A 19240-nucleotide genomic window follows, 5' to 3' on the forward strand; every position below is an offset into this window, starting at 1 on the left:
GTTCGAATCCGTCGGGGCTACCACCGCGATCCACGGCCACGCAGGCCCAGTGGGTACGACAGACAACAACGCGGCCCGATCCATCAGGATCGGGCCGCGTCGTTCGTCCTCGGGTCAGCCGGGGTCAGCCGCGACGCGACTGGTTGCGGCCGGACCGCTGTCCGCCGCTGGCCTGGCCGTTGCCGTTGCGACGGCGACGGCTGCCGTTTCCGTTGCCGCCCCCACCGTTTCCGTTGCCACCGTTGCCTCCGCGGCCACCGTTGTTGCCGCCGCCGTTGCGGGCGTTGCCACCACGGCCGCCACCGTTGTTCCCACCGTTGCCGGCTTGCTTCGGGGCGGCGGTGTTGGGCCCGTTCTTGTCGCCAACCCAGCCCAGGTCGACGGTCAGGTCCTTCGCGAGGGTCCTGGCGTCGCCCTTGGAGTCGTCGCAGACCACGGCGTGCACGGTGCCGTCGGCACCCGCGCGACCGGTGCGTCCCGACCGGTGGGTGTAGTCCTCGGCCGTGGCCGGCAAGTCGTAGTGCAGCACGACGTCGACGTCGTCGACGTGGATGCCACGCGCGGCGATGTCGGTGGCGACCAGCACGCCGACCCGACCGTCGGTGAAGTCGTTGAGGGCCCGCTGACGCTGGCTCTGGGAGCGGTCACCGTGGATCGGGGCTGCCTTGAGGCCGCCCCTGGACAGCTGCTTGGCGAGACGGTCCGCGCCACGCTTGGTGCGGGTGAAGACGATCGCCGACCGGCTGTCGGAAAGGAGCTTCTCGGTGATGGGACGACGGTCCGCACGAGGGACGACGTGCCAGGTGTGGCTGACGTTGCCCGAGGCCTTCACGGCGTTGCCGACGTCGACACGGACCGGGTCGGACTGGTAGCGACGCTCCAGCTTGGCGGTCGTGTCGTCCAGCGTGGCGGAGAAGAGCAGGAGCTGTCCGTCCGCGCAGTCCGTGGCGTCCAGCAGGCGGGTGACATCGGGGATGAAGCCCATGTCGGCCATGCGGTCGGCCTCGTCCAGCACAGCCATGCGCACCTTCGACAGGTCCAGGAGGCCGCGGTTCTTGAGGTCGATCATGCGACCGGGGCACCCGACGAGGATGTCGACGCCGCGCTTGAGGGCGTTGATGTCCTTGTTGATCTTGGTGCCGCCGATCAGGACGCGGGTGCGCAGGCCACGACGGTCGGCCAGCGGCGCCAGCACCTCGTCGATCTGGACGGCCAGCTCACGGGTCGGTGCCAGCACGAGGCCGACCGGACGGCCGTTCCCGGGCACGAGGTGGGCAAGCGGCAGGACGAACGCCAGCGTCTTGCCGGAACCGGTCGGGGCACGGCCGCAGACGTCGAGGCCGTCGAGGGCGGCTTCGATCGTGTCGGCCTGGATGGGCCTGGGGGTTCGGATCTGCTGGCGACCGAGGATGCGGACGAGCTCCTGGTCGACGCCGAGGGCCTCGAACGTGGGCTGCTCGCCGTCGGTGCGGCGACGGGATCGCTCGCGGGTGGGGGTGGACGTCGGGGACATGGTGAAACCTTTCGGGGCGCGCCCTGTGGGCAACGCGATCGGGCACGCGCTCGATGCGCAGTGCCGGTCCCGCTGGAGCGGGACGGCTGGCGCGTGAAGGCACGCGCCGGCGGCGGGTCAGGGGGAGGTGCCGCGGGGTCGGTGGTGCTCGCGTGCCCCGGAGAAGTCCGTGGCCGGCGGCCGAGCGTCGTCGCAGCCACTGCGGCCGGGACGGCGTCGTGTCCGGCCAGCATGTGGCCCAGCTCGACGCGTTGGCACCCACGGTACCCGGTTCGTGACGCAACGGGGGGAGGCCGGGCGGACACCCCCCGTTGTCGGCCATCCCGACGACTCCTCCGGGCAGCCGACGGACGAGCGCCGCCTGCGCGATGATGCGCGGATGATCAACGGCTGTGGGACCTACCGGGCAGGGGTGGCGCTGCCCGACACCGACACACCCGTGGGGGCACTCGCCGCCCTCGCGGAAGGACACGGGCGGACGTGCTGGATCGCGCTCAGCGACCCCTCGCGGGAGGAGGTCCACCGGCTGGCCCAGATCGCGCACCTGCCGCCCGTCCTCAGCATGGCGATGGAGGAGTCGTCCAGCCGGGCGTCGCTGACCCAACCGGACGGGTCGCTCGTCCTCACCGTCGCCGCTGCCCGCTACGACCCGGGACGTGACCTCGTGGAGATCGGCAGCCTCAGCGTCATCGTCCACGGCGACCTGGTCATCACGGTTGCACGCCACGCGCCCACCGACGTGCGGGACCTTCGCTGGCACCTGGAGCAGCAGGCATCCGACCTCGCCCGTGGCCCGGCGGGGATCGTCCGGGCCCACCTGCAGGCCGTCATCGCCGGCTACGGCGCCGTGCTGGCCGACCTCCGTCGCGACGTCGAAGCCCTCGAGCGCGAGGTGTTCGACGACCACGCAGCCCCGGACGCCTCCAAGCGGATCTACCTGTTCAAGCGCGAGGCCATCGACTTCCAGCAGGGAACCGCGACGCTCATCGACCCCCTCGATGACCTCATGGACGGGACTGTGCCGTTGCTCGCCGAGGTCGGACGGGGGGAGTGGGAGGTCCTCAGGGACCGGCTGGTCCGGCTCGTCGACCGGGCCGAGGCCGTCGACGGCCTCTTGAGCGGCATCCTCGCGGCCTACCAGACCGATGTGGCGCTGCGACAGAACGAGGACATGCGCAAGATCTCGGCATGGGTGGCCATCGCCGCCGTCCCGACCCTGCTGGCCGGTGTCTACGGGATGAACTTCGAACACATGCCCGAGCTCTCCCATCCGCTGGGCTACCCGATCCTGCTCGGCGTCATGGCCTTGTGCTCGGTCGGCCTCTACGTCATCTTCCGCACCCGCAAGTGGCTGTGAACCGCGTGCCGAGCGGGCAGGCGCCCCCCGGCCGGTTACCCTCCGACGGCGTGCTGTACCGCTTGTTGTTCTCCCGTGTGCTCGTGCGCCTCGACGCCGAGCAGGCCCACCATGTAGCCATCCGCCTGCTGCGGCTCCTCCAGGCGATCCCGGGTGCCCTGTGGCTCGTCCGCCGGATCGTCGGGCGGCCCGACCCCATCCTCGCCACCGAGGCCTTCGGGGTGACCTTCCCGAGTCCGCTGGGGATGGCCGCGGGGTTCGACAAGGACGCCAAGGTCTACCGGGCGCTCGACGCGTTCGGCTTCGGCTTCGTCGAGATCGGCACCGTCACCGGTCAGCCCCAGCCGGGCAACCCGCGACCGCGCATGTTCCGCCTGCCCGCGGACCGAGCCCTCGTGAACCGGATGGGCTTCAACAACGACGGCTCGGCGGCGGCCCGACAGCGCCTGACCGAGCGGCTGTCGACCGGGGACAGCGGCGTGGTGGGCGTGAACATCGGCAAGACCAAGGTCGTTGCTGCCGAGGACGCCCCCGAGGACTACGTGGTCTCCACCCAGCGACTTGCCCCGTTCGCCGACTACCTGGTCGTCAACGTCAGCTCGCCCAACACCCCCGGGCTTCGGGACCTGCAGGCCACCGAACAGCTGCGTCCGCTGCTGGACGCGGTCCGCGGCGCGGCCCCCGACGACCTGCCGGTCCTGGTCAAGATCGCGCCCGACCTCGCAGACGCCGACGTCGACGCGGTCGCCGACCTTGCCGTGGAGCTGGGCCTGGCCGGGATCATCGCGACCAACACCACCATCAGCCGCGAGGGGCTGCGGACACGCGGACGCCTGGCGGCGGAAACCGGCGGACTGTCCGGCGCTCCGCTCCGGGACCGTGCGGTGGAGGTCCTCAAGCGCCTCCACGCTCGCGTGGGCGACCGGCTCGTCCTGGTCTCCGTGGGTGGCGTGGAGCACGTCGATGACGTCTGGGAGCGCCTTCGTGCCGGGGCGTCGCTGGTGCAGGCCTACACCGGCGTGGTGTACGGCGGACCCGGCTGGCCGACCACGGTCAGCCGCCAGCTCGCCGCCCGACTGCGCGCCGAGGGCCACACCTCGGTCGCCGAGATCATCGGTGCCGACGCCTGAGCCGCGACGCTCAGGTGCCGTCCGCAGGTGTCTGTGCCGGGGGCAGGATCACGTCGACCTCCGCCTGACCGATCCGCTCGGCCGCGAGCACGAACGGTGACACGTCGTCGGATCCGTCCGAGACGCCACCGTCGATCAGCTCGGTGCGGTCGATCGCGATGAGGGGGAAGGTGGCCTCGCTGGCCACGACGTCGACCTCCTGGCCGGTCACGCCGGGGGAGTACCAGCTGTCGTCCCCGGGGGACAGCAGCACCCCGATGCGGTGCCCGGCCCGGAACTCCCAGTCCTGGGGATACAGGGTGAAGGAGAGCGTCTGCTCCCCGGTCCCGGCGACGAGCTGCGCGCCGCGCTGGACGAACCGGGCCCGACCGTCCGGCGCGATGTCGTAGAGCAGGCCGACCATGTGTGCCAGGGGCACGGTCGTGGCGACGGTCGCGTCGATCGTGACCTCCCCACCGAGGTGCACGTCGTGGGGCAACACCGGGCTGACGCTCAGCACACCCGTACCGGCCGAGGACCCGCCTGCGTTGTTGCCCTGTTCGTCGACGTAGGTGCCGGGGTTGAGCGGCATGGTCCAGTCGAACCCGTCGGTCGGCGGCCACTGGGCCTCGTGGCGCCAGTCGCCGGTGTCGCCCTGCTGGACCGTCACCGCAGCGTCCGTGGTGCCGGGGTCGCGGCCCAGGACGTGCCGGTCGAGGAAGCGGAAGACCTCGTCCATGAAGTAGTCGCTGCGGCCGACCCCCGCCTCGTGACCCCGCACGTGGGTGAACTGGCCGAACCACGCCTGCGACGGCCCGGTCAGCGAGGAGTACACGTCCATGTGGCGCGGCTTGGTGTTGGCGTCGTGGAAGCCGTGCAGCCAGAAGGTCGGCACGTCCGAGCCGACGGCGTCCAGATAAGGCTCCTTGTCGGCCCAGAAGGGGTCCTCGCGGTCCCACACGGTGTTCATCAGCACGATGCCGTCGGTGCGGCAGGTCGGGTAGTTCGCCGCCGTCGTCACCGGCGACAGCGTGGCCCGCCAGTAGTTCACCTCCCCGAGCGTGGAGGTGTTGTGGGCCGGGAACAGGTCATCGGCGGTGTACACGCTGGTCGTGGCGTACCGACCGGTGGCGTAGTGGACGCCGTTGTCCCACAGGGCGGTGTAGGCCGACAGACCGGGCGCCTGGATCACCGTGGCCGCCAGGCCGTCGACTTCCTCGCGACCGAGCGCCAGCACGTGCTGGGCGGCGTCGTAGGACTTGCCCCACAGGGCCACGTCGCCGGCCCAGTCGAGCCCCGCGATGTACTCCACCGCGGTCTCGACGTCCGCTGCTTCGTTGGGCATGTAGTACTGGAAGCAGCCCTCCGACCCGCCGAAGCCCCGGATGTCGAACTGCACGTACGCCCAGCGGTCCTGGCCGAAGGACTCGTGGGTGAACAGCTCGGGGAAGCGGATCTCGGGACCGGACAGGTTCAGGCCGGTCGCCCCGCCGTTGGGGGAGGTGTAGGGCGTCGGCACCAGGATGACGGGATGCTCCTCACCGTCGACGTGGTCCGACGGCAGGAACACCGCGGCGTGCAGCTGCAGGCCGTCGTGGCTCTCGAACCACTCCTGGGTGAAGGTGTAGCCCGCCGGAACGCTGTCCGCGCCGGCGCCCGACGGGGCGAGGGCCAGGACGGAGAGGGTCAGGGCAAGGACGACGAGCAGGGCGGTGCGACGCATGCCGGGGGAGTTCGACACCCGCTGGCTGGACTCCTGCACCGTCCATGGCACCCTGCCCAGCCCATGCAACGTCACCTCGCAGTCCTGACGGTGCTGACCGCGACGCTCGTCCTGGTCGGCCTCGCCCCGCCCGCCCCCGCCAACGCCCAGCTCCAGCTCGACGACGTCGGGTTGCTGTGGCAGCGCCCGACGGGTGGGGGAGCGCTGACCACCGGGTCGGCCTCCGGCGGCCTGGACCGGGAGTCCTTCCGAGGATGGCCGGGCAACGCCGAACGCATCGCCGGCGTCGCCGAGGACGGATCGTTCGTCCTGAGCGAGCGGCGGCTCGTCGCCACCGATGACACGGGCTACCGGCAGCTGCCGTTCTGGGCGGCGAGCTCTCGCGCCGTGGCCCTGCGTCACACCGGCGCCGACATGGTCGTGGCTGCCCACGAGGCCCATCTGTCCATCTACGACCTGCAGGAGCTGATGGCGGTCACCAGCCACCAGGACGTCGAGACGGTCCTGACCGAGACTGACCACAACGTCCGCCTGGCCTGGATCGCCCCCGACGGCAGCCAGATGCTCTACGTCGACGGAACCGACCTCGAGGCGATCACCCTGCCGGTCGGTGTGCCCCGGTTCGTCGCCGACCTCTCGGCGTTCGCCCCCTTCCCGCACGTCGAGCTGAGCTGGACACCCGACTCGCAGATGTACGCCTTCGCCGTCGCCACGCTGGACTCGTCGGCCTCGGTGGCACAGGTCCGGACGCGCGGTCACGAGCTGGTGGCCGACCTGGCCACGCCGGAGCGGATGGTGGGCGACATCGCCTACAACCCGTCGGGCACGATGCTGTGGCTGGAGTGGATCCAGCCGACCGGCGGCCGCAACTTCGTCGTGGCCGGTGTGGCTGGCCGTGACGGCAGCGACGTGCGGCGGTTGGGGGAGAGCAGTCCCTTCGGTCCCGGTCGCGGACCGGCGCAGGCGCTGTGGCTGGACGACGACACCCTCCTGGTGCCCGACATCACCACCGACAAGCTCGACCTGTGGAACGTCGACGCCAACGCGCCGCACGGGTCCATCGGGGACCTCCCGGAGCACTACAACGCGGTCCGTCGGCTGCCCGTCCGTGCCCCGGCGAACTTGCCACCGGCGCCGCTCGTGGAGTTCCGGAGCGGTCGGCTGCCGCTGGAGGCGCCGATCGACATGGCGGCCAGCCTCTCCGCCGCCCGCTACGCCGAGGACGAGGCCAGCCATGCCGTGCTGTCCCGCTACGACGTCTTCGCCGACTCCCTCGCCGGGGCGGCGCTGACCGCCGACGGCCCGCTGCTGTTCACCACCCCCGAGGGGCTGGTGCCCACCACCGCCCAGGAACTCCAGCGTGTCCTGCCCGACGGCGCCACCGTGTACGTCCTCGGCGGGGAGAACGCCATCTCCGAGGCCGTCGTCGACGCCGTCGAGGAGCTCGGCTTCCGCGTGCAGCGGCTCGCCGGTGACAGCCGCGTCGACACCGCGGTCGCGGTCGCACAGGAGGTGCTGACACGCACCGGCGCGGACGAGCTGTACGTGGCCCGTGCCGGATCCCCGGCCAGCAACCCGACCGCCGCATGGGCCGACTCGGTCGCCGGTGGGGCCGCCTCGGCGGCGACGGGCATTCCGGTGGTCGTCGTCGGGGACAGCCTTCCGCAGGCCGTTGCCGACCTGATCGAGGAGTTCGACATCGCCCGAACGACGGTGCTCGGCGGCGCGGCCGCCGTGGCCGATGCCGTCGTCGAGGCGCTGCCGTCACCCCGGCGGCTGGCCGGCAACACGCGGATGGCCACCGCCGTCGCGATCGCCGAGGACGTCTTCGGCTTCGGGGAACGCACCGACGGCGGCATGGTCCTGGTCAACGGCGTGCAGGTCGACGGGTGGGCCTTCGGGTTCGCCGCCGCGGGCTTCGCCGCCGGACAGGACCTGCCCGTGCTGCTGACCGCCCCTGACCACCTGCCCGCCGAGGTCGTCGCCGGGCTCGACGGTTGCGCGGACGGGTGGCCCCTCCTGATCGGCAGCATCTCGCTGATCGGTACGGGCGTGCTCAGCGACTACATCGAGGCCTGTCCCACCTGAGCGGGCGTCGTTGCGAAACGGTCGTCGGTTCCGTCCCACGGAAGGAAATCGGGCACCCGATGTCGAACGGAGGAACAACCCCTCTTCCACGATGGAGTACTCCCCTTGTTTCGTTCGTTCCTCCTCTCGGTCCTGACCGGCCTGCTGCTGATGGCCATGGGTGGCACCGCCATCGCCCACCCGACGATCGGGCTCGACCCGACGCTTCCCGCCGACGTCACCTTCGCGGCGACCGACAACATCGACTACCTGGGTCGCTTCCCCGAGCACGCCGGCACAGCAGGTGGGACCAGGCTGGGCGACGTCTACTACGTGACCGACCCGCGGGGCATCTACACCTACGACGTGTCGGGGGACAAGGCCGCGGCGCCCGAGCTCCTTGGCTCCCTGGTGCGGTTCCAGACCACCACCGGTGTGGCCCTGGCGCAGGAGGACCCCGACACCGACGGCAACATCCTCCTCGTCGACAGCTCCGCCAACCCGTTCACCGGGGCCGCGCTGACCGTCGTCGACGTGTCCGACCCGAGCGACCTGTCGGTGCTGGCCACCGTGCCGGTCACTGACCACACGTGGGAGTGCGCCACGGGCAGGCTCGACACCGGCCAGATCGCCGGCTGTGCCTACGCCTTCGGTCGCACCGGACACATCATCGACCTGACCGACCCCGCCGAGCCGGAGCAGCTCTCCTTCGGGTGGCGCGACATCGTCGGCTTCACCGGCTACACCCACGACCTGACCGAGATCCGGCCCGGGCTGGTCATGTCCGCGGGCTCCACCGCCATCCTGATGGACACCAGCGCCCTGCTGGACGGCGACGCCACCGGCATCCGTGAGATCACCCGCATCGACGAGTCGGTCCACGGCCACACGTTCCGCAGCCTCGGCTACCACTCCGTGGAGTGGGCCACGCACGCGGACGGGCGCCTCGACGACATCCTGGTGGCGGGTACCGAGATCGCCCCCAACGGCGACCTGGCCGGCACCGACTGCGACGGCAGCGAGTCGGTCATCGAGACCTACGACGCCTCGGCGGTCGCCGGCGCGATCGCCGAATGGGAGGCCGGGACGATCACGTTCGAGGAGATGACGGCACGGGCGACGTTCGCTCCGGTCGACAGCTTCGACGCGGCCGGGCGGGGACTCTACGTGGACGGCAACGCCCCCGCGCACGTCCTGTACTGCGCGCACTGGATGGAGTTCTCTCCCTCCTTCGACGGTGGCGGCATGCTGGCCACGTCCTACTACGACCGCGGCACGCGCTTCGTGCCGATCAACGCCGACGGCACGTTCGGGGACGAGTCGGCCTGGATCGTTCCCCTGCAGGGCTACTCCGGCTCGGTCCAGTGGGTCACCGAGGACGTCCTGTTCATCCACGACTACACGCGCGGCATGGAGGTCATCCGCCTCGGCGGGGAGGCCACCGGCACCTACGAGTCGGCCACCGCGACCCAGATCCTGACCAGCAGCTTCGTCCCGGCGTCGTCCTTCCACGCCGACGGGGTCGGCCCGGCCGCCATCCTGCTGCTGGGCTTCGGCCTGCTGGTCATCGAGACGCGCCGGCGCAAGACCGCCCGGCGCTGATCCAGCTCCCACGGGGGGACGGCCGGTCCGGCACAGGACCGGCCGTCACCATTCCCAGCGAAAGCCCACGGTGGCCCGCTGGAGCGGGCTGACCACCCGGTGCACGTCATGGGACCGGCCCACCGTCACGTCCTCCTCCGCGACCACGGCGGCGTCGGGGCCGTACCCGTCCCAGTGGCACCAGCGGACCCGTCGGGGCATGCGAGCCGGGTGGAACTCCACGATGACCAGGACCTGGTCGATGCGTCGTCTGCTGGCCCGACGGAACCGTGGTGGGGGAGGGCTCTGGAACGCGAACCGCGTCCGATACCGCAGCGTCGCGGTGTCACCCTTCGACAGCGGGGTGGGGAACGTGATCCAGACGCCGTGCAGGCCCTCGTCCACCTCGTGGACCGGTCCAGCACGGCCGCCGTGGAGGCCGTCGACCACGACCTCCTTGCGGTCGAAGCGGTACAGGTAGCCCTCGAGGGTCTCGCCGGTGGCCTGGATCGTCTGGACGGTCTCGTGGACGGTGGGGATCCCGTCGGGCCCGAGGCGGTGCCACTCCTGCAGGTGGAGGGTCCGGTGGCCGTCGTCCTCGACCCCGTCCTCGAGCTGGTCGTCGACCGCACCGTGGTTGGCGACCCCCGGGCCCAGCCACGCCTGGAACAGCTCGCTCTCCTGGTCCGGATCCAGCTCGAAGGCCTCGATGAACCATCGCAGCGTCTCCGCGCTGAGGGAGGACCCGCTCAGGGCACGGTTCACACGATCCTTCAGCCGGCGCGGCAGGTCCAGGCTGTCGGGGCGTTCGCCGCGGTCGGCGAGGTACCCGGCGAGCACGGCGGCCACCGCACGTTGGTTGACGCCGTCGGCCGGGCCGACGATGGCATGGCGGAGCCACAGCCGGCGCGGTCCCGGCTGCTGCAGGATCCGCCGCAGCACCGCTGCCGCGGCCAGCGAATCAGTCACCCCTGTCTCCATGGTTGCTCTGTGAACGGCAATCCTAGACAGCCGGTATTGGGTCGCCAACGCTGCGACGCCGGTGCGACGCCCTCGTGGTGGTCTGTCGCCGCACACAGCCACCCACCGAGGGGGTGCTCCGCCGCTGCGGAGGGGGTCGACCGATCAGGGTGGGGACCGGTCGACCCCGGCAGCCGCCCACTCGCGGGTTCAGGCCGTCGTGACCGTCCGGCGGATAGCGTGAGCCCGGTGAGCAGCCACGAGGACCACCACGACGCGCACGATCACGACGCCTGGCCGCCCGAGGGGCTGCGCCGCCGTCCCGCCCTGCGGACGGTGCTGTTGCTGGTGATCGGTGCGGTCTTCGGTGCGGTGGCCACGCTGACCTGGACCGTGGCCCCGTCGGGCCGGACCGTGACTGCGGTCGTCGCCGCGGTCGACCCGACCGGCAGCGCCATGGCGGTGTCGGCGCCCGAGGACCTGGTGGACACCGGGTTGGGCCTGGTCGGCGTGCTCTGGCGGGACGGCGAGGGGGAGTGGCAACGGACCATCTCCGCGGACGGCTACCCGACCTGCGTCCAGCCCGGGGACGTCGACACGACGGTGCGCCTCGGGCTGGTCACCGAACCCGGGGGTCCCGACCGCCCACCGGTCGAGGTCGTGGCCTGGCTGGAGTGCCTCGAGTCCTGATCGCGGACGTCGGCGCGTCATCGGCGGGACGCGGATTGGCCGCTAGGCTTCGTGGGAGGTGGCGCGACCGGCTGTCACCTGCGTCAACGGTTCGGGAAGAGGCATACAGCGTGGCGACCAAGCAGGTCTACGAGGTCGAGGTCGATCGTCAGAAGGCGGCACAGGCGGCGGGGAACTACGACCTGTCCGACCTGCCCGGCGGACTCGGCGAGCCGACCGCGGGGGCGCGCATCGGCAAGCAGCCGAAGCAGGACTCGATCATCGAGGGCAAGCTCAAGACCCTCGACGCCATCACCAAGCTGACGCCCGGTACGGCGCTGGCCATCTTCGGCCGTCCCGAGTCCCGCTGGGCGATGGCCTACTGGCGTCGCATGGGTGGCGAGGTGACGATGGAGGAGCTGCTCAGCTACGCCCGCCAGCTCATCGGCATGACCCCCGAGGGCGACCTCGTCGTCTGCCTCTGCGGCCACGCCGGCCAGGGAGACTGCATTCCCCTGTGGGCCCCCCGCGAGGAGCTCGGCCTGACCGTGCAGCCCAACGACCTGGTGCTGCGGTTCGAGGGCGTCGTGCCCTCCAACGTCTGACCCACGCCACCCCGGAGGCGGGGCTCACGGCCGCAGGGCCGCGACCTCCTCCTCCATCTCCAGCACGAAGGCCTCCTGGGCGGCCAGCCGCTCCGGGATCGCCTCCTGCTCGGCCAGCACGACCGCCCGGCGCTTGCCGATGGCCTCCAGCGTCGGCTTGTCCGTGGAGTCGATCAGCCTGCGGAACTTCCGTGGCACGACGCCCGAGGCGTCGTGGATGTCACGGGCGAACTGCCCCAGGCGGGCCAGCTCCTCGCCGAGGTACTCCTGGTAGCGGCGCAGGTGGTCCAGCTCCTCGTGGGCACGGAGGAGCGTGAAGTACGCGGCGTCGTAGTCGGACTTCTGGCTCATCGACGGCGGCCCGTCAGCCGGCCAGCTCGGCGAACAGCAGCGCCACCGAGCGACAGGCGGACTTCCAGTCCTCCAGGTGCAGGGACTCGTCGATCCCGTGCGCGCGGGAGTCCGGGTCCTCGACGCCGAGCAACAACATCGACGCGTCCGGGTTGGCCGTCTGCAGGGGGCCGAGCAGCGGGATCGACCCGCCGCTGCCCATCAGGACCGGGGCAGCGCCGTAGCCCTTCTCCAGGGCCGCAAGCATCGCGCGCACCGGCGGACGGTCCAGCTCGGTCTCGAACGGGTCGCCGGCAGCGCCGGGTGTGGCGGTGACCTCCAGGCCCATGGGAGCCTGGGCGTTGAGGTGGTCCACCAGGGCCTGTCGTGCCGCCTTGGCGTCCTGGCCCGGCCCGAGGCGCAGGCCGAGCTTGGCGCGGGCGATCGGCTGGATGGCGTTGCTCGCCTGCTGCACCGACGGGGTGTCGATGCCGAGGACGGTCAGGTTGGGCTCCATCCAGATCTTCTGGAGGGCCGGCAGGTCCGGGTCCCCACCCAGGCGCACGTCGGCGCCGAGGCTGGCCTCCCCACGGAACCGGTCCTCGTCGAAGTCCAGGGCCTCCAGGCGTCGCATCTCCTCGGGGGTGGGGGAACGAAGCCCCTTCCGCAGCTCGGGGATGACCAGGGCGCCCGTCTCGTCGGTGAGGCCGGCGATCAGCTTGGCCATCGCCGTCAACGGGTCGGGGACGGGGCCGCCGTACATCCCGCTGTGCACGGCGTGCTCCAGCACCCGGATCTCCACGGCCACGTCGACCATGCCCCGGAGCAGGTAGGTCAGCGAGGGGGTGCCGACCTGCCAGTTGACGAGGTCGGCGACCACGACGGCGTCGGCAGCGAGGAGGTCACCGTGCTCGGCGAGGAACGCGTCGAGGTGCGGCGAACCGATCTCCTCCTCACCCTCGATGATGACCTTCACGTTGACCGGCGGCCCGCCGAGCTGGTTCCAGGCGGCGATCGCGGTGGCGTGGGCCACCACGCCGGCCTTGTCGTCAGCGCAGCCGCGCCCGTAGAGGCGACCGTTGCGTTCGGTGGGCTCGAACGGCGGTGATGTCCACGCGTCGACGTCGCCGGTCGGCTGCACGTCGTGGTGGGCGTACAGCAGCACCGTGGGCCTGTCGTCGTCCACGTGCACCTCGCCGAACACCGCCGGTGGGGCGCCGCCCCCCTCGAGCAGGCGGACGTCCTGCAGGCCGGAGCGCTCCAGCAGCTCCGCGGTGGCGCGGGCGCTCTCGTGCACCGGGGCCATGTCGAAGCCGTCGAAGGCGATGGAGGGGATGCGGCACAACGCCTCGAGGTCCGCCCGGGCGGTGGCGTGCCCGGCGTCGACGGCGGCGATGATCTCGGATGTGGTCGGAGCCATGGTCAGGCATCCTACGGCGGCGTGCACCACACCTTCATCCACCCGATCGACGTCCGATACCTCGAGGTCGACCAGCAGGGCGTGGTCTTCAACATGTGGTACCTGGCGTACTTCGACGACGCCCTGACGGCCTTCCTCGCCCATCGTGGCGTCCCCTACCAGGACATGATGGACAGGGGGTTCGACGTCCAGCTGGTCAACACCGACATCACCTGGCGCCGTGGGGTCGGGTGGGGTGACGAGGTCGGGGTGGCCGTCTCGACTGCCCGGCTCGGCTCCACGTCCTTCGTGCTGGACTTCTCCGTCCGGGTCGACGACGAGGAGTGCGTCACCGGTCGCACGGTCTACGTGGTCGTGGCCACCGACGGGTCCGGCAAGCGGCCCATCCCGGACTTCCTCCGGGCTGCGCTCGAGCCCGTCGAGCCGTTGCTGGGTGCCGTCTCGGGATGAGGCCGACCGGCCGGTGGTGGTTGCGCTGTGCGGGGGACGGGGCATGACACGATGGACGGACGTTCCGCGACCGACGAGGACGACCCGTGGCAACCCTCACCTTCTCCCACGCCCCGATGGGCGGCGGCAAGAGCCTGGCGGCGCTCGTCCGCCATCACCACGTCACCGCACGTGGGCTCAAGGGCATGCTCATCGTCATGCAGCCACGGCAGGAGGGTGTGGTGGCATCCCGGGTGGGCGTGTCAGCACCGGCCAACGTGATCACGACCACCTCCGATGTCTTCGCGATGGTGGCCGACGGACTCCGTGACGAGGAGGTCCACCATGTCGTCGCCGACGAGGCCCACTTCTACGCCCCGGAGCAGATCGACCAGCTGGCCCGCGTGGCCGACCAGCTGAACGTCCCGGTGGAGGCCTACGGCCTGCTGACGGACTTCCGCACCAAGCTGTTCCCGGCGTCGGCGCGCCTGATCGAGCTGGCTGACCGCCACGTCGCGCTGCCGACCCAGCCGTTGTGTGCTTGCGGGAACATCGCCACGCACAACGCGCGCCTGGTCGACGGGGTCATGGTGACCGATGGCGACCAGGTGCTGGTGGGCGATGTCACGGGCGATCGGGTTCGCTATGAGCCCGTCTGCCGCCGCTGCCACGCGGTCGTCAACGACCCGGCGCTGGTCTCCCTCCCCTAGTCGCCATGGGGTCACGCCAGCACCACCGACGGTGGTGTTGGCCGGTTGTCAAGCGCCCGGAAACACCCGTGAAACGGGAACTTCATCCCCTTCGTCATGGATGTCGGTCAGGGTTGTCCCATTGGGCGGGGAGAAGAAGTTGACATTGACGTCAATGTCAAGAATGGTGGTGACAAGAGCCGGAACCCGCACCCCCGGGCCCCGTCCAACCAAGAACAACGCAAGGGAGACCCCCACATGTTCGACGTCGTCACCGACATCCCCGCCGCCAACGAGATCGAGAGCTTCGCCGGCACCGTCGCGGACCGCATGTCCATCGCGGTCGCCCCGTCCCAGGGACGCTTCGCCCCGGCCATCGACGCCCCGGCCACCGTCGCCCCCGGCGACATCATCGGCCACATCACCGGTGGCAACGGCCGTGCGGACGCCGTCATCGCCCCGATCGGCGCCACCCTCAAGGAGATGCTGGCCCGCCCCGGTCAGCTCGTCGGCCTCGGCCAGGGACTGGCCTACATGGAGCGCGTGGCCCCCACCGGCCTCGAGTCCGCGTAGGCACCTGACCACATCGCCACCGCGACCAGCCACACCAGCCACATGACTCACCACCAGCACGTCCCCGCCATGGTCCTCGCCGGACTGGGCGCGTACCTGCCGGAGGAGGTCGTGACCAACGACGACCTCTCCCGGGTCATGGACACCTCCGACGAGTGGATCTCCTCTCGCACGGGGATCAGTCAGCGTCGACGTGCGGCCGAGGGGCAGACCTCGCTGCACCTCGCCGTCGAGGCCGGACGCGAGGCGCTCAAGCATCACGGTGAGGGCACGGCGATCGATGCGGTCGTCGTGGCCACCTCCACGCCGCATCGGCTGTGCCCGGCCACGGCCCCGGACGTCGCCACGGCGCTCGGACTCGGCCACGTCCCCGCCTTCGACGTCGCCGCGGTCTGCAGCGGGTTCGTGTACGCCGCAGCCACGGCCCAGGGCCTGATCGCGGCCGGCACCGCGCGGACCGTGCTGGTCATCGGCAGCGACGTCTTCTCCAGCTTCCTGTACCCGAGCGACCGCAACACGCGGGTCATCTTCGGTGACGGTGCCGGCGCGGCGGTCGTTCGCGCCGGCGACCACGACGAACCGGGCGCGTTCGGCGCCTTCGACCTGGGATCCGACGGTGAGGGGTCGGACCTGATCACCATCGGTGGCGGCGGCAGCATGCCGCCCAGCGAGGACGCCCCTGCCGGCCGGGACCAGTTCCTGGCCATGGAGGGTCGCGAGGTCTATCGCCGATCCATCCCCGGCATGGCCGATTCCTGCCGGGTCGCGCTGGATCGGCGCGGCTGGTCCATCGAGGACGTCGACGTCATGATCGGCCACCAGGCCAACATCCGCATCCTCGACGCCGTCGCCCGCAACCTCGACCTCGAGCGCGAGCGGTGCTACGTCAACATCGACCGGGTCGGCAACACCGCAGGGGCCTCCATCCCCATCGCCATGACCCATGCCCACGCCGACGGTGCCGTGCGTGCTGGCGACAAGGTGCTCCTGACGGCGTTCGGGGCCGGGCTGACGTGGGGATCCACCACGCTGACCTGGCCCGAGCTGCCCACCATCTGAGGCTGCCCACAGACCTGGCCCTCCGTGACCGGAGGGTTCTGTACCCGGTGCCGACCGGCATCGGGGGTGTGTGCCATCGTCGGCCGCACCGATCCCACAACCACCAACACACGAAGGAACCGCAATGTCTGTCTACACCAAGATCGTCGCCCTGCTGGACGACAAGTTCGGCATCGCTGCCGACGAGGTCACCGAGACCACCACGTTCGAGGAGCTCGACCTCGACTCCCTCGACCTCGTCGAGTTCTCCATGGCCGCCGAGGACGAGCTCGGCGTGAAGATCGAGGACGAGGAAGCCGCCGAGCTCAAGACCGTCGGCGACGCCGTCAAGCTGCTGGAGTCCAAGGGCGCGTCGGTCTAGCAACCGGCCCGTCCGGCCGGCGGCGACACCGGCCGTCCCCCTCCAACGATCCCAGAGGAGCACACACGCCATGAGCACACCCGTTGCGATCACCGGCATCGGCCTGGTCACCCCCGGCGGTATCGGGGCTGCGGCCTCCTGGGAGGCGGTCCTCCGAGGCGAGAGCACGGCCACGCCCGACCCCGTCCTGGAGGGCATGGACGTCGACTTCTCCTGCCGGATCCCGGACTTCGACGCCAACGCCCTGCTGGGCCGACGTGCTCGGAAGCTGGACCGGTTCGTGCAGCTCGCGCTGGTGGCGGCCCGTGAGGCGATCGCCGACGCGGACCTCGACCACGAGACCTGGGACGGTCCGCGCGTCGGCGTCGTCCTCGGGTGTGGCATGGGCGGGGCTCCCACGTGGGAGGAGCAGCACGGCGTGCTGATGGAACGGGGCCCCAACCGGGTGTCCCCGCACCTCATCCCACGGATGATCCCCAACATGGCGGCCGGGCACATCGCCATGGACTTCGGCGCGCACGGCCCGAACCTGGCCACGGCCACCGCCTGCGCGTCGGGGGCGACCGCCATCGGCTACGCCCTGGACCTGCTGCGGGTCGGACGGTGCGACATCGTCATCGCCGGTGGCACCGAAGCGGGCATCACGCCGCTGTCGATCGCCGGCTTCAACAACATGACGGCCCTGTCGACCCGTCGCGACGACCCCACCGCCGCGTCCCGGCCGTTCGACGCCGGCCGCGACGGCTTCGTCGCCGCCGAGGCCGCCGGTGTGCTGGTGCTCGAGCGGGTCGCCGACGCCGACGCCCGTGGCGTGCGGACCTACGCGAAGCTTGCCGGCTACGGCGCCAGCGCCGACGGACACCACGTGACCGCACCGGACCCGCAGGGTGCCGGCGGCGAGATGGCCGTCCGGGCCGCGCTGGCCGATGCCGGCCTCGAACCGGGCGACATCGACCACGTGAACGCCCACGGGACCTCGACCCCGCTCAACGACGTCTCCGAGGCCCGGATGATCGCCCGTGTCCTTGGCGACCGTCCGGCGGTGACGTCCACCAAGGGCGTCACGGGGCACGCGCTGGGTGGCGCCGGGGCGATCGAGGCCGCGTTCAGCGCCTTGACCCTGCACCACCAGGTGATCCCGCCGACCGCGAACCTCGACAGCCAGGACCCGGAGATCCAGATCGACGTGGTCTCCAAGGCCCCCCGCGAGACGAAGGTCGAGGCCGTGATCTCCGACTCCTTCGGGTTCGGTGGCCAGAACGCCGTCCTGGCGTTCACCGCCTGACCAACCGGTCCCGACCGACACCGACACGAGCCAGCAGAGGAACCGATGACCGACACCCAAGCGCCCGTCCAGCGGCCCGACGCCCGGGGCCGGATCGACACGCTCGCCGACGACGGCTCCTTCGTGGAGTTCGGATCGCAGGCACGTCACCACGTGACCGCCTTCGGCCTTGCCGACAAGCGTCCCGATGGTGACGGCGTCGTGACCGGCACCGTCACCGTCGACGGCCGTCCGGTCGCCCTGTTCGCCCAGGACCCCACCGCGCTCGGCGGTTCGCTCGGCGAGGTGCACGCCCAGAAGATCGCCATGGTCCAGGACAAGGCCAGCCGCGGTCGCATCCCGGTCGTCGGCCTCCTCGACAGCGGTGGGGCCCGGATCCAGGAGGGGGTCGCCGCACTCGACGGCTACGCCCACATCTTCCACCGCAACGTCCGGTCCTCCGGTCGTGTCCCGCAGATCTCCGTGGTCCTCGGCCCCTGCGCCGGTGGCGCGGTGTACTCCCCGGCCCTGACCGACGTCGTGATCATGGCCCGGGATCGTGCCCACATGTTCGTGACGGGACCCAAGGTCGTGAAGGCCGTGACGTTCGAGGACGTCTCGCTGGCCGACCTCGGAGGTGCCGACGTGCACTCCACCACGAGCGGCGTGGCCCACCTGGTCGCCGATGATGCCGAGGGTGCGCTGGAGCTGACCCGACGGGTCCTGTCCTACCTGCCGTCCTCGGCCTGGGAGGAACCACCGCTGGCCGCGCCGGTCCCGCCCGAGGCGATGCCGGAGATCCCCACCGACCACCGCCAGCCCTACGACGTGCGCGACGTGATCCGCGGGATCGTCGACGGCGGCTCGATGTTGGAGCTCTCCGAGGCGTTCGCCCGCAACATCGTCACCTCCTTCGCGCGCATGGACGGCCGTCCCGTCGGTGTCGTCGCCAACCAGCCGTCGGTGCTGGCTGGGTGCCTCGACATCGCCGCCAGCGAGAAGGCCGCCCGGTTCGTCCGGTTGTGCGACGCGTTCGGGTTGCCCCTGGTGGTCCTGGTCGACGTCCCCGGGTTCCTGCCCGGCACCGGCCAGGAGTCCGCGGGCATCATCCGCAAGGGCGCCAAGCTGCTGTACGCCTTCTCCGAGGCGACGGTGCCGCGGGCGACGGTGATCCTCCGCAAGGCCTACGGCGGCGCGTACATCGTCATGAACTCGCGCAACATCGGTGCCGACGCGGTCTACTCGTGGCCGGGTGCGGAGGTTGCGGTCATGGGTGCAGAGGGTGCGGTCGACGTGCTGTATCGCCGCCCGATCGCCGAGGACCCGGCGAGCCGACCGGAGTACCTCGCCAAGTACAAGGCCGAGGCCCTGCGTCCCGACCTGCCCAACGAGATCCTGAGCGTCGACGAGACCATCGACCCGGGTGACACCCGCAGGGTGCTCCTCGGGACCCTCAACGCGGTTCGCGGATCGCTGGAGCCCGGTTTCCGACACGACAACCTGCCGCAGTAGACCGTCCCCGTTCCGGGGT

General features: G+C 71.1%; 18 protein-coding genes. 13 read left to right on the forward strand and 5 right to left on the reverse strand.

From position 1 onward, the window contains the following. Positions 1 to 124 precede the first annotated feature (124 nt). Positions 125 to 1513, reverse strand: a complete 1389-nt coding sequence (locus tag DVS28_RS12920) for a DEAD/DEAH box helicase (RefSeq protein WP_114591811.1) — start codon at positions 1511 to 1513, stop codon at positions 125 to 127. Between the two features lie 274 nt (positions 1514 to 1787). On the opposite strand from DVS28_RS12920, the gene DVS28_RS29215 reads away from it, so the two are divergent. Then, a complete protein-coding gene (locus DVS28_RS29215) occupies positions 1788 to 2870 on the forward strand; it encodes a CorA family divalent cation transporter (protein WP_164710474.1) in 1083 nt (360 codons plus the stop codon). 50 nt (positions 2871 to 2920) lie between these two features. Then, positions 2921 to 4000, forward strand: a complete 1080-nt coding sequence (locus DVS28_RS12930; protein WP_114591813.1) for a quinone-dependent dihydroorotate dehydrogenase — start codon at positions 2921 to 2923, stop codon at positions 3998 to 4000. A 10-nt stretch (positions 4001 to 4010) separates the two neighbouring features. Here the strand turns inward: DVS28_RS12930 and DVS28_RS12935 are convergent, their stop codons facing one another. Next, positions 4011 to 5741 (reverse strand): CocE/NonD family hydrolase, encoded by a 1731-nt coding sequence (locus DVS28_RS12935; protein ID WP_216826005.1) that lies wholly within the window; start codon positions 5739 to 5741, stop codon positions 4011 to 4013. A 24-nt stretch (positions 5742 to 5765) separates the two neighbouring features. On the opposite strand from DVS28_RS12935, the gene DVS28_RS12940 reads away from it, so the two are divergent. After that, the gene (locus DVS28_RS12940) at positions 5766 to 7790 is read left to right on the forward strand and encodes a cell wall-binding repeat-containing protein (protein ID WP_164710476.1); all 2025 of its coding nucleotides are present in this window, start codon (positions 5766 to 5768) and stop codon (positions 7788 to 7790) included. A 105-nt stretch (positions 7791 to 7895) separates the two neighbouring features. Beyond that, complete coding sequence (locus DVS28_RS12945) at positions 7896 to 9371, forward strand: LVIVD repeat-containing protein (RefSeq protein ID WP_114591816.1); 1476 nt, start codon at positions 7896 to 7898, stop codon at positions 9369 to 9371. 45 nt (positions 9372 to 9416) lie between these two features. On the opposite strand, the gene DVS28_RS12950 is transcribed toward DVS28_RS12945, so the two are convergent. Next, on the reverse strand, positions 9417 to 10319 hold the full coding sequence (locus tag DVS28_RS12950; protein ID WP_164710477.1) for a hypothetical protein: 903 nt from the start codon (positions 10317 to 10319) through the stop codon (positions 9417 to 9419). A gap of 240 nt (positions 10320 to 10559) precedes the next feature. On the opposite strand from DVS28_RS12950, the gene DVS28_RS12955 reads away from it, so the two are divergent. Then, positions 10560 to 11000, forward strand: a complete 441-nt coding sequence (locus tag DVS28_RS12955; RefSeq protein ID WP_114591818.1) for a hypothetical protein — start codon at positions 10560 to 10562, stop codon at positions 10998 to 11000. 110 nt (positions 11001 to 11110) lie between these two features. Continuing rightward, entirely contained in the window at positions 11111 to 11584 is a 474-nt protein-coding gene (locus DVS28_RS12960; protein WP_114591819.1) for a hypothetical protein, read from the forward strand. Positions 11585 to 11608: 24 nt separating this feature from the next. On the opposite strand, the gene DVS28_RS12965 is transcribed toward DVS28_RS12960, so the two are convergent. Both DVS28_RS12965 and DVS28_RS12970 read right to left on the reverse strand, forming a co-directional pair. Further along, positions 11609 to 11935: a hypothetical protein gene (locus tag DVS28_RS12965; RefSeq protein WP_114591820.1), complete on the reverse strand. Its 327-nt coding sequence runs from the start codon at positions 11933 to 11935 to the stop codon at positions 11609 to 11611. A 13-nt stretch (positions 11936 to 11948) separates the two neighbouring features. Then, positions 11949 to 13334: a M20/M25/M40 family metallo-hydrolase gene (locus DVS28_RS12970; RefSeq protein ID WP_114594161.1), complete on the reverse strand. Its 1386-nt coding sequence runs from the start codon at positions 13332 to 13334 to the stop codon at positions 11949 to 11951. A gap of 21 nt (positions 13335 to 13355) precedes the next feature. On the opposite strand from DVS28_RS12970, the gene DVS28_RS12975 reads away from it, so the two are divergent. The 7 genes from DVS28_RS12975 (at position 13356) to DVS28_RS13005 (ending at position 19221) form a co-directional block, all read left to right on the forward strand. Then, the gene (locus tag DVS28_RS12975) at positions 13356 to 13784 is read left to right on the forward strand and encodes an acyl-CoA thioesterase (RefSeq protein ID WP_114591821.1); all 429 of its coding nucleotides are present in this window, start codon (positions 13356 to 13358) and stop codon (positions 13782 to 13784) included. Positions 13785 to 13870: 86 nt separating this feature from the next. Continuing rightward, on the forward strand, positions 13871 to 14473 hold the full coding sequence (locus DVS28_RS12980; protein WP_216826006.1) for a thymidine kinase: 603 nt from the start codon (positions 13871 to 13873) through the stop codon (positions 14471 to 14473). Between the two features lie 237 nt (positions 14474 to 14710). Next, positions 14711 to 15025 (forward strand): hypothetical protein, encoded by a 315-nt coding sequence (locus DVS28_RS12985; RefSeq protein ID WP_114591822.1) that lies wholly within the window; start codon positions 14711 to 14713, stop codon positions 15023 to 15025. 42 nt (positions 15026 to 15067) lie between these two features. Then, positions 15068 to 16084, forward strand: a complete 1017-nt coding sequence (locus DVS28_RS12990; RefSeq protein WP_114591823.1) for a beta-ketoacyl-ACP synthase III — start codon at positions 15068 to 15070, stop codon at positions 16082 to 16084. A gap of 124 nt (positions 16085 to 16208) precedes the next feature. After that, on the forward strand, positions 16209 to 16445 hold the full coding sequence (locus tag DVS28_RS12995; RefSeq protein WP_108666275.1) for an acyl carrier protein: 237 nt from the start codon (positions 16209 to 16211) through the stop codon (positions 16443 to 16445). A gap of 70 nt (positions 16446 to 16515) precedes the next feature. Beyond that, positions 16516 to 17730, forward strand: a complete 1215-nt coding sequence (gene fabF / locus DVS28_RS13000) for a beta-ketoacyl-ACP synthase II (RefSeq protein WP_164710478.1) — start codon at positions 16516 to 16518, stop codon at positions 17728 to 17730. Positions 17731 to 17775: 45 nt separating this feature from the next. Beyond that, on the forward strand, positions 17776 to 19221 hold the full coding sequence (locus DVS28_RS13005; RefSeq protein WP_114591824.1) for an acyl-CoA carboxylase subunit beta: 1446 nt from the start codon (positions 17776 to 17778) through the stop codon (positions 19219 to 19221). Positions 19222 to 19240: the final 19 nt, after the last annotated feature.

The organism is Euzebya pacifica, assembly GCF_003344865.1.
GTDB classification, from domain to species: Bacteria; Actinomycetota; Nitriliruptoria; order Euzebyales; family Euzebyaceae; genus Euzebya; species Euzebya pacifica.

Excerpts from the sequence above, each read along its gene's own strand:
- DVS28_RS12995 (WP_108666275.1), top strand. The coding sequence starts at position 16,209 with ATGTCTGTCTACACCAAGATCGTCGCCCTGCTGGACGACAAGTTCGGC.
- DVS28_RS12965 (WP_114591820.1), bottom strand. The coding sequence starts at position 11,935 with ATGAGCCAGAAGTCCGACTACGACGCCGCGTACTTCACGCTCCTCCGT.
- DVS28_RS12920 (WP_114591811.1), bottom strand. The coding sequence starts at position 1,513 with ATGTCCCCGACGTCCACCCCCACCCGCGAGCGATCCCGTCGCCGCACC.
- DVS28_RS12940 (WP_164710476.1), top strand. The coding sequence starts at position 5,766 with ATGCAACGTCACCTCGCAGTCCTGACGGTGCTGACCGCGACGCTCGTC.
- fabF (WP_164710478.1), top strand. The coding sequence starts at position 16,516 with ATGAGCACACCCGTTGCGATCACCGGCATCGGCCTGGTCACCCCCGGC.
- DVS28_RS13005 (WP_114591824.1), top strand. The coding sequence starts at position 17,776 with ATGACCGACACCCAAGCGCCCGTCCAGCGGCCCGACGCCCGGGGCCGG.
- DVS28_RS12970 (WP_114594161.1), bottom strand. The coding sequence starts at position 13,334 with ATGGCTCCGACCACATCCGAGATCATCGCCGCCGTCGACGCCGGGCAC.
- DVS28_RS12990 (WP_114591823.1), top strand. The coding sequence starts at position 15,068 with ATGACTCACCACCAGCACGTCCCCGCCATGGTCCTCGCCGGACTGGGC.
- DVS28_RS12985 (WP_114591822.1), top strand. The coding sequence starts at position 14,711 with ATGTTCGACGTCGTCACCGACATCCCCGCCGCCAACGAGATCGAGAGC.